At 44.1% G+C, this 14,510-nt stretch carries 11 protein-coding genes; all 11 read left to right on the forward strand.

Annotated elements, in window-relative coordinates; genetic code table 11:
• Positions 1-3: 3 nt before the first annotated feature.
• The 11 genes from QE417_RS17860 (at position 4) to QE417_RS17910 (ending at position 14,228) form a co-directional block, all read left to right on the forward strand.
• Positions 4-861: a helix-hairpin-helix domain-containing protein gene (locus QE417_RS17860; protein ID WP_311951902.1), complete on the forward strand. Its 858-nt coding sequence runs from the start codon at positions 4-6 to the stop codon at positions 859-861.
• Between the two features lie 137 nt (positions 862-998).
• Complete coding sequence (locus QE417_RS17865) at positions 999-1,301, forward strand: hypothetical protein (RefSeq protein ID WP_311951904.1); 303 nt, start codon at positions 999-1,001, stop codon at positions 1,299-1,301.
• A 70-nt stretch (positions 1,302-1,371) separates the two neighbouring features.
• Positions 1,372-2,916 (forward strand): DUF4394 domain-containing protein, encoded by a 1,545-nt coding sequence (locus tag QE417_RS17870; protein ID WP_311951906.1) that lies wholly within the window; start codon positions 1,372-1,374, stop codon positions 2,914-2,916.
• Between the two features lie 154 nt (positions 2,917-3,070).
• Positions 3,071-3,817, forward strand: a complete 747-nt coding sequence (locus tag QE417_RS17875) for a rhamnogalacturonan acetylesterase (RefSeq protein ID WP_311951908.1) — start codon at positions 3,071-3,073, stop codon at positions 3,815-3,817.
• Positions 3,818-3,904: 87 nt separating this feature from the next.
• Positions 3,905-5,566, forward strand: coding sequence for a glycoside hydrolase family 28 protein (locus tag QE417_RS17880; protein ID WP_311951910.1), 1,662 nt, complete (start codon positions 3,905-3,907; stop codon positions 5,564-5,566).
• A 7-nt stretch (positions 5,567-5,573) separates the two neighbouring features.
• Positions 5,574-6,578: a pectinesterase family protein gene (locus tag QE417_RS17885; RefSeq protein WP_311951912.1), complete on the forward strand. Its 1,005-nt coding sequence runs from the start codon at positions 5,574-5,576 to the stop codon at positions 6,576-6,578.
• Positions 6,579-6,955: 377 nt separating this feature from the next.
• Positions 6,956-8,863 (forward strand): glycoside hydrolase family 88 protein, encoded by a 1,908-nt coding sequence (locus QE417_RS17890; RefSeq protein WP_311951914.1) that lies wholly within the window; start codon positions 6,956-6,958, stop codon positions 8,861-8,863.
• An 18-nt stretch (positions 8,864-8,881) separates the two neighbouring features.
• A complete protein-coding gene (locus QE417_RS17895; protein WP_311951916.1) occupies positions 8,882-10,387 on the forward strand; it encodes a tagaturonate reductase in 1,506 nt (501 codons plus the stop codon).
• A gap of 6 nt (positions 10,388-10,393) precedes the next feature.
• A complete protein-coding gene (locus QE417_RS17900; RefSeq protein WP_311951918.1) occupies positions 10,394-12,046 on the forward strand; it encodes a UxaA family hydrolase in 1,653 nt (550 codons plus the stop codon).
• Positions 12,047-12,369: 323 nt separating this feature from the next.
• Entirely contained in the window at positions 12,370-13,206 is an 837-nt protein-coding gene (locus tag QE417_RS17905; RefSeq protein WP_311951920.1) for an amidohydrolase family protein, read from the forward strand.
• Between the two features lie 8 nt (positions 13,207-13,214).
• Positions 13,215-14,228 (forward strand): zinc-binding alcohol dehydrogenase family protein, encoded by a 1,014-nt coding sequence (locus QE417_RS17910; protein ID WP_311951921.1) that lies wholly within the window; start codon positions 13,215-13,217, stop codon positions 14,226-14,228.
• Positions 14,229-14,510: the final 282 nt, after the last annotated feature.

Below are 14,510 nucleotides of genomic sequence, written 5' to 3' on the forward strand. Positions count from 1 at the left end.
TAAGTGAAAACGCGTATTAAAAATTACCTGTCGGTAACTAAAACCGAATGGAACGGACTCATTATTCTGCTATTACTCATTGTTGCAGTTTTAATTGCGCCATACGTATACAATAGGTTTTATAAAGAGCAACCGGTTAATTTTAAGCGTTTAGAAATAGCCGTTGCCCAATTGAAGAAAGCTGGCGTTACCGGCGATATACCTGAAGAAGAAGGCAACCGGAGTAAAGTACCATTGGTGTTATTCAAATTCAAGCCTAATAATCTCCCGGCAGCACAATGGCAAAAGCTGGGCTTAACCGAACGACAAATAAAAGGCATTAAAAACTACGAAGCCAAAGGCGGCCGTTTTTATACCAAAGCTGATGTTAAGAAAATGTATACACTTACTGCTGATGATTATAAACGGCTGGAACCATACATAGATTTACCAGCAAGTAATTACGGCGATATAAAACCCTTAACAATAGTCGAATTAAATACGGCTGATTCGGCTAAATTGACCCGCTTAAAAGGCATAGGCCCTGCATTTGCCCGCCGCATAGTGCAGTACCGTAAAAGGTTGGGCGGGTATCACAGCAAGCAGCAGCTAAAAGAAGTTTTTGGCATAGATGATATGCAGTATCGTGATATACAGGCGCAGTTTACAGTTAATGTTCGGAAACTTAAAAAGATCAATATCAATGCAGCCGAATACGACGATTTGAAGAACTTTCCATACTTGAGCTACAAGCAAATGAATGCCGTTATACAATACCGCAAGCAGCACGGCGATTACGAAACTTTTGATGAGTTGAGCAACGTAGCCATTTTAGATGAAGCCGTACTGAAGAAGATAAAGCCTTATATCGTATTGAAATAAATCTAAAGGTTGTAAGTAGTTAACAGCCAAATTAAAACTTTATTCTCTTTGAAAACTTTACTCATGCAAACCCCGTAGGTTGCATTAAATGAGTAGCAATAAAAATATAGTTAGCAGGCTGTTTTCCTTTTAGGGGGATGTACCTGACTATAGCTTTTATTCTTTTGATTGCTTTTGCCGGGAAAATATATACGTTTAACCCTATCGGCATAAAAAAGAGCTTGTGGAGTTATGTGAACAACAATAGTGAGCAGGAAGATAGCAATGATACCGAAGAAGGTAAATTTGCCGATAAGCAACTAACCGGTTATTTCGAAATGGCAATGCTGGATTTTGCACCCCTGTTTCATGAAAATCTCCAATCCCCTATATATCATCATAGTACAGCGTTTTCAACGTCGCACGTTTTAACTGTGCCAACACCTCCGCCAAACTGCTAACCTATTTTTTGCAGTTTATTTTTTAAGTACTGTTATAGTACTTTACTTTATTACGTATTTCCTTATAATTATGAAAAGATACACAACTACCTTTATGCTAAAGGCCGTTGCCGCTTGCGCAATAGCTTTACCTTTATTATTGAGTTCGTGCTCAAAAAACGATGATAATAACAATAACAACGAGGGTAATGAGATTATTGCACCCAATGTAAACGTAACCGCACTTTTGCAGAGTAATCGCATCACCTCTTTTAATGCGCAAACAAGCTCGGCTTTAACACAAATACTCAATATCTCGGGTTTGCAAAACGGCGAAAATATATTGGCTATTGATTATCGCCCGGCAACAGGTGAGTTATATGGTGTGAGCAGCGGCAGCCGCGTTTATATAATTAATCCGGCTACTGGTGCAGCTCGTGCTATCAGCACTACTCCTTTTACACCAGCAATTGACGGAACCAATGTGGGTATTGATTTTAACCCAACGGTAGATCTGTTGCGTTTGGTAAGTAACAACGGTCAAAATTTGCGCATTAGCCCAACAACTGGAGCTGTAGTAGGCACCGATGCTGCGATTAATGGTGCTACCGGAGCTAAAATTTCATCAGTAGCGTATACCGAAAACTATGCAGGTGCAACCACAACAACATTATTAGATATTGACCCTATTACCAAAAAGCTATACAAACAAGATCTGCCAAACAACGGTACGCTGGTAGCCATAGGCGATTTAGGCGTAAATGCTACCGCCGTAAGCGATTTTGATATTGCACCTGATAGCAAATCGGCATTGGCTACTATGACTGTTGCTGGTGTACAAAGCCTTTACGGAATTGATTTAGCTAACGGGCGTGCATACAAGGCATATACCCTAAATGCAAACGTGCTTGGTTTAGCTATATTTACCAACCCGGTAGCCTATGCAGTAGGTGCAAATAACGAGTTAGTGTTTTTCAATCCGGGCAGTACAGCTACACCTCTAACCAAACCCATTACCGGTTTACAAGCTAATGAGCAAATAGTGGGTATTGATTTTCGTCCGTTAAATGGCCAGTTGTATGGTTTAGGCAGCACAAGCCGTTTGTATGCCATCAATACAGGGACCGGCGCCGCAACACAAGTTGGTACAAATACGTTCAGTACAGCTTTATCGGGTACTTCATTCGGATTTGATTTTAACCCGGTTGCCGATTTAATACGTGTAGTAAGCAACACCGGCCAAAACCTGCGTGTTAATCCCAATGATGGTACTATTGCAGGCGTAGATACTCCATTACCGGCAGCTACCCAATTTGTAAATGCGGCAGCATACACCAATAATTTTGCCGGAGCAACAACAACTGTACTATATACCATTAACTCGCAAACAGGAAGACTTTATAAACAAGACCCTAATCCTAATACTGGCGTAATGACCGATATTGGTTCATTAGGCATCACAATAACCGAGGCCAACGGCTTTGATATTAGTGCTGCCAACAATGTAGCTTACGGTGTATTTACCGTAGGTAACGTTACCCGTTTATATAGTGTAAACTTAACTACGGGGGCTGCAACTGCCGGAGTAACTATTCCGCAAACGGTACGTGGTTTTGCTTTAGGCTTAGGTTTCTAAGCACATTCATATAAAAATTCTGCTACAAAGGGCTTGTTCGTATACCGGGCAAGCCCTTTGTGTTGTTTTATAAGTTGTTATGTTTAACTTTAGTGCGGCTACAAATCCTGTAAAATACATTATAAACCGCTTATTACAGTAGCCCAGTCAATTTATGAGAACAAACCTAACATTACTTAGTGTACTGTTTCTGGCTTTATGTGCCTGGATTTCCCCTCCGCAAAAAACAACCGTTTACATGATCGGCGATTCTACCATGTCGATCAAAGAAAAACGTTACTACCCCGAAACCGGTTGGGGTATGCCCTTTGCCAATTATTTTGATAGTACCATAGTAATTGAGAACCGGGCTAAAAACGGCAAGAGTACAAAAACGTTTATAAACGGCGGTTGGGCATCGGTTAACGAGGGCATGAAAGCAGGCGATTACCTCATCATCCAGTTTGGGCATAACGACGAAGTGCCCACCAAGAAAAGTGCAACTACCGAATCCGAATTTAAAAAGAACCTCGAAATGTTTGTAGCTGCTGCCAAAGGCAAAAAAGTTACCCCGGTTTTAATTACTCCTGTAGCCCGCCGCAAGTTTGACAGTACCGGTCACATTTTACAAACGCACGAAGTTTATGCACAAATAGTGCGCAATGTGGCAAAAGATACCAAAGTAGTACTCATCGATTTGGATATCCAAAGCCAGCAGATGTTTCAGCAATTGGGCGATGAAAAATCAAAAATGCTCCTTAATTACCTCGAGCCCGGCCAAAACCCTAACTACCCCAAAGGTAAAGAAGATGATACCCATTTTAGCGAATTAGGCGCCCGCCGCGTGGCCGAAATTGTGCTTAAAAACATAATCGAATTAAAGCTTGGTTTGGCAGAGCATATTGTTAAACCTAAATCGTGATAACTTATAATAACAAGTTGGGCAACATTAGTCAACCCGTTTCGTTGGTAATTGCCTTAATTTGAAAACCACATAAACCACACCTAAATGGTAAATATTAAAAAGTACAGTATTGTTGCCTTGCTACTTACGGGCAGCGCTCATTTTGCTTCGGCACAAACCGCAGCTAAACCTTACAGTTGGAGTAACCTGCCTAAAATTGCAAAACCGGTATTTAAAAAAGATACATTCAATATTGTTAAATACGGCGCTAAGCCCGATGGTATTACCCTCAATACGCAAAGCATAAACAAGGCAATTGATGCCTGCAGCAGTAAAGGTGGTGGCGTGGTTTTAATACCACAAGGCTTATGGCTAACCGGCCCGGTTAAGTTAAAAAGTAACGTAAACCTGCATGTAAGCAGGGCTGCCTTGCTACAATTTACAGCCGATAAAAGCCAGTACAAAATAATAGAAGGTAACTGGGAGGGCCATGCAGCGTACCGTAACGAGTCGCCAATATCAGGCACCAACCTTACCAATATAGCCATAACCGGCGAAGGTATTATTGACGGTAACGGCGAAATATGGCGCTTAATTGGCAAGGACCGCTTAACCGAGGAGGAATGGAAACGCAAAGTAGCATCGGGCGGTGTAATAAGCGAAAACGGTAAAACATGGTACCCTTCGGCAGCTTATTACAAGGCGGCCAAAACGCCAAAAGCCGGTTATATTGAGCCGGGCACAACGGCCGAATCGGCTAAGGAGTTTAAGGATTATTACCGCCCTAACATGCTGGTGCTTGCCAACTGCAAAAAAGTTTTGTTGCAGGGTGCTACGTTCCAAAACTCAGCTGCATGGTGTTTGCATACCCTAATGTGCCAGGATTTAACGGTTGATGGCGTACGTGTGCGAAACCCGTGGAATGCGGCAAATGGCGACGGTATAGACGTAGAATCATGTAAAAACGTGATGATCGATAATAGCACGTTTGATTGTGGCGATGATGGTATCTGTATCAAATCGGGCCGTGATGAAGAGGGACGCAAACGTGGTATGCCAACCGAAAACATGGTGGTAAAAAACAGCATTGTATACCGTGCACATGGTGGCTTTGTTATTGGCAGCGAAATGTCGGGCGGGGCGCGTAACCTGTTCGTGAGCGATTGTACTTTTATTGGTACTGATATTGGCCTGCGTTTTAAAACAACCCGTGGCCGTGGTGGTGTGGTCGAAAATATCCACATTAAAAACATAGCCATGCGCGATATTGTAACCAGCGCCATTTTGTTTGATATGTACTACACTGGTAAATCGCCAACGGATGAGGAAATGGCTAACGATACCAACATCCCACCGGTAACCGAGGCTACCCCTGTGTTTAAAGATTTTTGGGTGAGCAATGTATCATGTAACGGTGCCGACCGTGCCCTCATGATTCGCGGATTACCCGAAATGGCCATCAAAAACATCAATCTCGAAAACGTTACCATTAAAGCCAATAAAGGCATCGATATAATTGAGGGTAAAGATATCACCCTTAAAAACTTTTACGTAGAAGCCAAAACCACTACGCCGTTAGTAAACATCATTAACTCAAGCAATGTAAAATTCAGCAACCTGCGTTACGGTACTGGTACCGAACAATTGTTTGGCATTAATGGCAAAAAAACTACCGGTGTACAGGTTACAGGGTCTGATTTAAGTAAGGCTAAAGAGAAGGTGGCGTTTAAAAACGGTGCCGAGCAAAAAGCATTTGTCACCAAATAACACCGCTATGAAAGTATTGAAGTTATTAGTACTTGCATTGTTGACGGTTGGCAACGCATTTGCTCAGCAACCCATACTGCCAAACGAACTTACCGTTGCCCCTGATGGCAGCGGTAATTATAAAACTATTCAGGAAGCCGTAAACTCGGTGCGCGATTTAGGCCAAATGCGGGTTGTCATCCATATTAAAAAAGGTATCTACCACGAAAAACTGGTGGTTCCAAGCTGGAAAACCAATATATCATTGGTGGGCGAAAGTGCCGAAAGTACTATCATCACTAATAACGATTATTCGGGCAAGGCTGTACCGGGCGGTAAAGATTCTTACGGTAAGGATAAAATGACAACTTACACTTCGTACACCGTTTTGGTACAGGGCGATGGTTTTGAGGCCAGCAACCTCACTATCGAAAATACGGCAGGCAGGGTAGGGCAAGCAGTAGCTTTACATGTTGAGGCCGACCGTTGCGTGATAAGCAAATGCCGCTTATTGGGCAACCAGGATACTTTGTACACCGCCACAGGCAGCAGCCGCCAGCTTTACCAGGATTGCTACATCGAAGGTACTACCGATTTTATTTTTGGCGAGGCCACTGTGTTGTTTCTGCGTTGCACCATTAAAAATTTGACCGATTCATTTATAACAGCGGCAGCCACCACCCCCAACCAGGAGTTTGGTTATGTGCTGATGGATTGCAAACTGATAGCCGATAGCACAGTGAAAAAAGCCGTACTCGGCCGCCCATGGAGGCCTTATGCTAAAACCGTATTTATCCATACCGAAATAGGTGCGCACATTGCCCCGGCCGGTTGGAACCCATGGAAAGGTGATGCCATGTTCCCCGATAAAGAGAAGACAACGTATTACGCGGAGTATAAATGTTACGGTGTAGGAGCCAAAACAACAGAGCGCGTAGCTTGGTCGAAACAGCTTAGCGATAAGGAAGCGAAGCGATACACCCTAAAGAATATACTGGGTGGTAAAGACAACTGGCAGCCCGGGGGAAATTGATTTTGATACTAAAGGGTAGTGGCCCTGAGCGGTTCCCCTCTTGAGAGGGGGGAGGGGTGTGTCCTTTTAGAACAGTCCGAATGACACACCCCGGCCAACGCGCTGCCTTACCCGCCCCCTCTCAAGAGGGGAAAAATATGAACCGTTAAACAATTCTTGTAATTCGTCACATTCGTAGTAATTAGTGTAGAATTAAATTGGATTATAGTAAAAGCAAGGTTACGGAAACGTTTGCATTGATTTTTACGGGGATAAGCACCTGTTTATCCTTTCAATATTACTAAAATTGTATCCTGAAGATAATGCAGGGTACTAACCAAACCATTTGATGGGCAGCAAGTCTATCATTAACTAATTATCAGAAGAGAAAAATATTTATGAGAAAGATCTTTTTTGCATGCCTGATCCTGTTTACTGGTTCACAATTGGTGCAGGCCCAAACCCAGCCCATGTCGCAGCGTATGGCCGAAACTGCCATGAAAGTTTGGCCCGATACCGGCAGGGTACACTGGACTTACGAGGATGCAGTAGTTTGGAAAGGCCTGGAAGATGTATGGTTGCAAACCGGCGATCCTAAATACTTTAAATACATTAAAGCCAGGGTAGATAAGCATTTGAACGATGATGGCACCATTAAAGGCTACAAACAGGAAGATTATAATATAGACAACGTTTTACCCGGCCGTAGCGTGCTGATGCTATACCAGGTAATTGGCGGCGATAAATACCTCAAAGCAGTTAAAACCCTGCGCGAGCAACTAAGCCAACAACCGCGCGTACCCGAAGGTGGTTTTTGGCACAAAAAGCGCTATCCTAACCAAATGTGGCTGGATGGCTTGTACATGGGCGAACCTTTTTACGCCGAGTATGCCAATGCTTTTCATGAAGACACGGCCTTTAACGATATAGCCAAACAATTCATATTGATGGAGCGCATGTCGCGCGATTCTAAAACCGGCTTATTATACCACGCCTGGGATCAAAGTCACAAAGAGCGCTGGTCTGACCCTAAAACCGGTAAATCTCCCAATTTTTGGGGCCGTGCCATGGGCTGGTACGGTATGGCCCTGGTTGACGTGTTGGCACAAATGCCCGTTAATCACCCCAAACGTGCCGAATTGTTAGTGATCTTAGGCCGCTATGCTACCGCTGTTGCTAAGTATCAGGACAAGCAATCGGGCTTGTGGTACCAGGTGTTAGATAAGCCAACCGGCAAAGGCAATTACCTGGAGTCTTCGGCATCGAGCATGTTTGTTTATGCCTTGGCTAAAGGTGTGCGCCTGCATGTATTACCCAACTATTTCCGTGGCGTAGCCGAAACCGGTTACAAAGGCATCCTCAAAAAATTTATCGAAACTGATGCTAACGGTCAGGTAAACTTAACGGGTACCGTAAGCGTGGCCGGTTTGGGTGGTAATCCATACCGCGATGGCAGCTATGAGTATTATTTGAAAGAAAAAGTAGTTACCAATGATGCCAAAGGTGTTGGCGCGTTTATACAAGCCAGTGTAGAAATTGAGCGCATTGCCAATTTGCACAAAGCCAACAACAAAACCGTTTTGTTAGACAGCTACTTTAACGACGAACGCAAAAAAGACGTAACCGGCGCCGTAGTACCTTACCACTACAAATGGGAAGGCCGTGATAATAATGGCTTCTCATTATTAGGCCACATATTTAACAACTACGGTTTAGAAACAGGCACACTGTACCAGGCTCCAACTGCGGCTAACTTAAAGCCGGCTTCTATCTATTTAATAGTTGATCCTGACATCCCTAAAGAAAACCCTAATGCCAAATACGTTGAGCCTGCCCATGTAACTGCAATACAAGATTGGGTTAAACAAGGTGGTGTATTGTTAGTGCTGCATAACGATACCGGCAATGCCGAGTTTAAGCACTTTAATACGCTGATGAGCCGGTTTGGTATGCCGTTTAAAGAAAACAGCATCAATCATGTGGTTGGTCAGCAGTTTCAGCAGGCAGCGGTACCCATCCCGGCCGGAAACCCGGTGTTTAAAACGGCTAAGAAAATTTACATTAAAGAAATCAGTACCTTTAATTTATCGGCTCCCGCTAAACCGGTTTTAAACCATGCAGGTGAAGTGGTTGTGGCTATGGCCAAGTATGGTAAAGGTACCGTAATAGCAGTTGGCGATCCATGGTTTTACAACGAATACCTTGATGGCCGTAAGTTAACACCCGATTTAGAAAATTTTAAAGCTGCCAATGATTTAGCAGGCTGGTTGGTTGATCAAATTCCAACTAAAGCAGTTAAAAAGTAAGGCACATATATAAAGCAAATGTTACTATCAAGATATAACTTAAAGAAGATAAATGTACCGGGTTTAATACTTCCGCCTGAGGATGTATTTAGCCTGCCCGAAAAAGTACTACAGTTTGGCACCGGCGTGTTACTGCGCGGCCTGCCCGATTTTTATGTGGATAAGGCAAACCGCGAGGGCATATTTAACGGCCGTATTGTGGTAGTTAAATCTACCGATACCGGCTCGGCTAATGATTTTGATCGTCAGGACGGTTTGTACACGCTCTCTATTAAGGGTATTGAAGACGGTGCCGAGGTTAATGAGCAAATTGTTTGTTCGTCTATAAGCCGGGTACTATCAGCCGGTGAAGATTGGGAGGAAATACTTAAAATAGCGCAAAACACCGACCTTAAAATTGTTACCTCAAACACTACCGAGGTAGGCATTCAACTGGTGCAGGACGATATATTTAAAAATCCGCCGGTATCATTCCCCGGCAAACTGTTAGCCATACTTTACAAACGTTTCCGTGCTTTTAACGGCCGTGCCGATAGCGGTTTGGTAATTGTACCTGCCGAACTGATTGTTGACAACGGCAAAAAACTGGAGGCAATTGTATTAGAACTTGCCCACCTGAATAAATTAGAGCCTGCCTTTATGGATTGGCTTGAAGAACATAACCGTTTTTGCAACACTTTGGTAGACCGTATTGTACCGGGTAAACCCGATGCCAAACTGGCCGAAGAACTTGAAGCCGGTTGCGGTTATAAAGATGGTCTGCGCATTATATCAGAGGTATACTCACTTTGGGCTATTGAGGGCGACGATTATGTTAAAGACGTATTATCGTTCCATAAGGTTGATAAAGGTGTGGTTATTGTACCCAACATTGATATTTACCGCGAACTTAAACTACGCTTACTGAACGGTACCCACACGTTAAGCTGTGCGGTGGCATTCCTGTCGGGTTTCCGTACCGTTAAAATTGCCATGGACGATGCCGGCTTTACGCATTTCATCAACCAGTTGATGTTGAAGGAAATTGCTCCGGCCATTCCATATGATGTTGACCACGATACCGCCGTTGACTTTTCGGGCAAGGTGTTAGACCGTTTCCGTAATCCTAATATCGAGCATATGTGGATCAGTATTTCGGCACAGTTTTCATCTAAAATGCAGTTAAGGGTTGTACCTTTGATCATTAATCATTTTAAACACCATACCACTGTTCCGTGCCATATTGCACTGGGCTTCGCGGCCTTCATCAGGTTCATGAAATCTGTTAAGGATGAGGACGGCAAGTATATAGGTACAAACAATGGTCAGGACTATGTAATTACCGATACCAATGCCGAAATTTTTAACCAGGTATGGCAAAAAAATGAGCTGCATGATGTAACTTATACTATCCTGAGCAATAAGGAACTTTGGGGAACTGATTTAACGCAGCTTCGCGGATTTAAGGAAGCGGTTTTAGATCAACTCCAACAAATTGAGGCTTATGGTACAAAAGAAGTTTTAGCTAAAGAAGTAACTGTTTAACAACAAATGAAACAAAATATTTTAAAGATTCACCCTAACGATAACGTGCTGGTAGCCTTGGTTGACCTGCCCGTAGGTGAGGTGATCAATTACGATGGTGTTACCGTAACTACTGTTGACCCAATTGCGGCCAAACACAAGGTAGCCATTAATGATATTAAGGCTGGCGACAGTATTTATATGTACGGTGTACTGGTTGGTAAAGCCCAGTTCGATATTCCTTCGGGCGGTGTTATTACTACTAAAAATATTAAACACGCGGCCAATAGCATGTCGGCAGCAAGCAAACATACCGATTGGAATAAGCCTGATGTAAGCCAATTTGAAGGTCGTACCTTTAACGGTTACCACCGCCCCGATGGCAGCGTAGGTACCGCAAACTACTGGTTGGTAATACCTATGGTGTTTTGCGAAAACCGTAACATCGAAGTGTTGCAGGAATCGCTGATTAAACCTTTGGGCTACGGTCGTAAAAAAACTTACGAAACCAAGGCACAGCAGCTCATCGGCAAAATTAAAGCGGGTAGTGGTGTTGATGAAATTCTTTATACCGAGATCAATGCCGGTGATGCTGCTTCGCAAGAGAGCAAGGTGTTTCCTAATGTTGACGGTATCAAATTCCTGAACCACTCGGGTGGTTGCGGTGGTACCCGCCAGGATGCTGAAGCCCTTTGTGGTTTATTGGCCGGCTATATTACACACCCTAACTGTGCGGGTGCAACTGTGTTAAGCTTAGGCTGCCAGAACGCACAGGTAAGCATCCTGGAAAACGAAATTCAAAAACGTTCTCCTGGCTTCAAAAAACCATTATATGTCCTCGATCAGCAAACCATTGGTAAGGAGTCAGACATGATGGAGCAGGCTTTGCGTAAAACCCTGGCCGGTTTAATTCAGGCTAACGAGTACACCCGTCAGCCAGCCCCACTAAGCAAAATTACCATTGGCTTAGAGTGCGGTGGTTCGGATGGTTTTTCTGGTATTTCGGCTAACCCGGCAATAGGTTACACATCAGATTTACTGGTAGCTATGGGCGGTTCGGTTATCCTGGCCGAGTTTCCTGAACTTTGTGGTGTGGAGCAAAACCTTATCGACCGTTGCATTCAGCAGGAAGATGCTGATCGCTTTGTAAACCTGGTGCGCACTTACGCACAACGTGCCGAAGAGGCCGGATCGGGCTTTGATATGAACCCATCGCCGGGTAACATTAAAGACGGTTTAATTACCGATGCCATTAAATCGGCAGGTGCGGCCAAAAAAGGCGGTACCTCACCGGTGGTAGATGTGTTAGACTATCCCGAAAAAGTGGTTAACCCAGGTTTAAATTTATTATGTACCCCGGGTAACGATGTAGAAAGCACCACTGCCGAAGTTGGCTCAGGCGCTAACGTAGTGTTATTTACCACAGGTTTAGGTACGCCAACCGGTAACCCTATCGTTCCGGTAGTAAAAATTGCTACCAACACCAACCTGTACAACAAAATGAGCGACATTATTGACCTTAACACAGGTACCATCATTGAAGGTGATGAAACCATTGAGCAGGCCGGTGCCCGTATTTTAGATTATGTAATACAGGTAGCCAGCGGCGAGGTAGAGGTTGCCGCCGTACGCCACGGACAAGACGACTTTATTCCGTGGAAACGCGGGGTATCGCTGTAAGAATTTCAGCTTATGAGCTTATAAAGTTTTCAGGTTAATATCCTACATAAAACCCCGTTGCTTATGCACGGGGTTTTATACTTTTTAATCATATTTTAATGCACTTGAGTTAAATATGTATTACATTTATACAGGCAGTTGCTGCTTTCTACCGGCTGTAAGTTTTCTGTTAATGGCAACATCGTATAAAAAACAGGCAATTACTGATAAGTATCTGTCTTAATTTTTTAATCTCTTTGGAAATGCCATTTATACGTCCGGCCTGTATTGGGCAATTGTTAACCGTTTAACAACAGGATTATAAACCATACACAACACTACCTATGTATAAAATTGATGCTCACCAGCATTTTTGGAAGTTTGATCCGGTAAGAGACAGTTGGATTACCGAGGAAATGGACGTTATCCGCCGCGACTTTTTACCGCAGGATTTGATGCATATTTTGATGCACAACCAAATCCAGGGCTGCGTGGCCGTTCAGGCCAGCCAGTCTGAAAAGGAAAATCAATTTTTACTGGAACTTGCCGCCTCTACGCCATTTATCAAAGGTGTTGTGGGTTGGGTTGATCTCCAGGCCAATGATATTGAGGAGCAATTGAAACACTACGGCAAAAACGAAAAAATGGTTGGTTTCCGCCACGTATTGCAAGGCGAACCACAACGCGACTTAATGCTTAAGCCTGAGTTTAAGCATGGCATCAGCTTGCTCAACAAATATGGCTTTACATATGATATACTCATTTTTACCGATCAGCTTAAATATACTGCCCAACTGGTAGCCGAGTTTCCTAAGCAGCGTTTTGTAATAGACCATATAGCCAAACCTGATATTAAAAACAAGGAGGTGAAAGAATGGGAAAAAGATATAAGCGAGGTTGCTAAATATCCTAATGTTTACTGCAAAGTATCGGGTATGGTGACGGAAGCCAACTGGTACGATTGGGAAGAAGAAGACTTTAAACCCTACATGGACGTGGTGTTTGATGCCTTTGGTATCGACCGTTTAATGTTTGGATCTGACTGGCCCGTTTGCATGGTAGCCGGTGGTTATAACCGTGTGGTTAAAATGGTAAGGCATTACATGGCCGATTTTAGCGATACCGACAAAGCCAAGTTTTGGGGTGGCAACGCCATCAAATTTTATAATCTCGAAGTTTAAAACTATAAATGAAAATATTAACCTGTACTACGCCCGGCCAGTTTGACTATGGCCAGGCCAATAAACCCGAACTAAAAAAAGATCACGCCATCATCAAAATAAAACGTATTGGCGTATGCGGAACCGACTTGCACGCGTTTCGTGGCACACAGCCGTTTTTTAGCTATCCCCGCATTTTAGGCCACGAGCTTTCGGGCGAGTTGGTAGAGGTTGATGGCGCTCCTGGGTTTGAGGTGGGCGAAGCAGTAACTTTTATACCGTATTTTAACTGTGGACATTGCGTGGCCTGCCGTACAGGTAAACCTAACTGCTGCGCCAGCATACAGGTATGCGGCGTGCATGCCGATGGCGGTATGGTGGAGTACCTGCAAGTGCCATCATACTCGTTAGTACATGGCGAGGGCTTAACGTACGACGAACTGGCCTTAGTTGAACCATTGGCAATTGGCGCTCATGGCATACGCCGTGCTGGTATTAACCCGGGCGATTTTGTGCTGGTAATAGGCGCAGGCCCAATAGGATTAGGAACTATTGAGTTTGCCCGCATAGCAGGAGGCAAAGTTATAGCTATGGACGTAAGCAACGAACGCCTGCAGTTTTGTAAAGAAAACCTGGGAATCGAATATACCATTAATCCTTTGGATGGCAACGCCGTCGAACAGTTACGCGAGATTACCGGTGGCGATATGGCATCGGTTGTAGTTGATGCAACGGGTAACCTGAAAGCCATTAACGGCGGTATTGATTACCTCGCACATGGTGGTCGTTATGTGTTGATAGGCTTGCAAAAAGAGGCGTTCAGCTTTAATCATCCCGAGTTTCACAAACGCGAATCGACCCTGATGAGCAGCCGCAACGCCACCCGTCAGGATTTTGAGCACGTAGTAGCCAGTATGAAACAAGGCCTGGTTGACCCGAAAACTTACATCACCCACCGTGTACAGTTTGACGAGGTAAAAGACAACTTTGAAAGCTGGCTAAAACCGGAAACAGGAGTGATAAAGGCGATGATAACGGTGTAACCCCACCCCGGCCCTTCCGCCTTAGGCGGAGAGGGAGATAAAATAATACTCGTAATTACGAGGAACGAAGCGATCTCTGAGCTATGCAAAAAGTGCGCGGGGCTTCCAGCGCACCCGGCCGGGAGTATGGCCTGTGTGGTGGAAGGGATTGCGCTGGATAGGCCTTTTTGTTTCTTTTGTGGCTATGACAAAAGAAAAATAGCCCCCGCGGCAATGAGCGGTAAAAAAGCGATAAGTTAACCACGCGATATTTAAGCGATTGCATAGCGGGCATATGAACCA

It is taken from the genome of Mucilaginibacter terrae, assembly GCF_031951985.1.
In the GTDB taxonomy this organism is placed as follows: Bacteria; Bacteroidota; Bacteroidia; order Sphingobacteriales; family Sphingobacteriaceae; genus Mucilaginibacter; species Mucilaginibacter terrae_A.

Excerpts from the sequence above, each read along its gene's own strand:
- QE417_RS17865 (WP_311951904.1), top strand. The coding sequence starts at position 999 with ATGTACCTGACTATAGCTTTTATTCTTTTGATTGCTTTTGCCGGGAAA.
- QE417_RS17875 (WP_311951908.1), top strand. The coding sequence starts at position 3,071 with ATGAGAACAAACCTAACATTACTTAGTGTACTGTTTCTGGCTTTATGT.
- QE417_RS17870 (WP_311951906.1), top strand. The coding sequence starts at position 1,372 with ATGAAAAGATACACAACTACCTTTATGCTAAAGGCCGTTGCCGCTTGC.
- QE417_RS17880 (WP_311951910.1), top strand. The coding sequence starts at position 3,905 with ATGGTAAATATTAAAAAGTACAGTATTGTTGCCTTGCTACTTACGGGC.
- QE417_RS17890 (WP_311951914.1), top strand. The coding sequence starts at position 6,956 with ATGAGAAAGATCTTTTTTGCATGCCTGATCCTGTTTACTGGTTCACAA.
- QE417_RS17900 (WP_311951918.1), top strand. The coding sequence starts at position 10,394 with ATGAAACAAAATATTTTAAAGATTCACCCTAACGATAACGTGCTGGTA.
- QE417_RS17910 (WP_311951921.1), top strand. The coding sequence starts at position 13,215 with ATGAAAATATTAACCTGTACTACGCCCGGCCAGTTTGACTATGGCCAG.
- QE417_RS17895 (WP_311951916.1), top strand. The coding sequence starts at position 8,882 with ATGTTACTATCAAGATATAACTTAAAGAAGATAAATGTACCGGGTTTA.
- QE417_RS17885 (WP_311951912.1), top strand. The coding sequence starts at position 5,574 with ATGAAAGTATTGAAGTTATTAGTACTTGCATTGTTGACGGTTGGCAAC.
- QE417_RS17905 (WP_311951920.1), top strand. The coding sequence starts at position 12,370 with ATGTATAAAATTGATGCTCACCAGCATTTTTGGAAGTTTGATCCGGTA.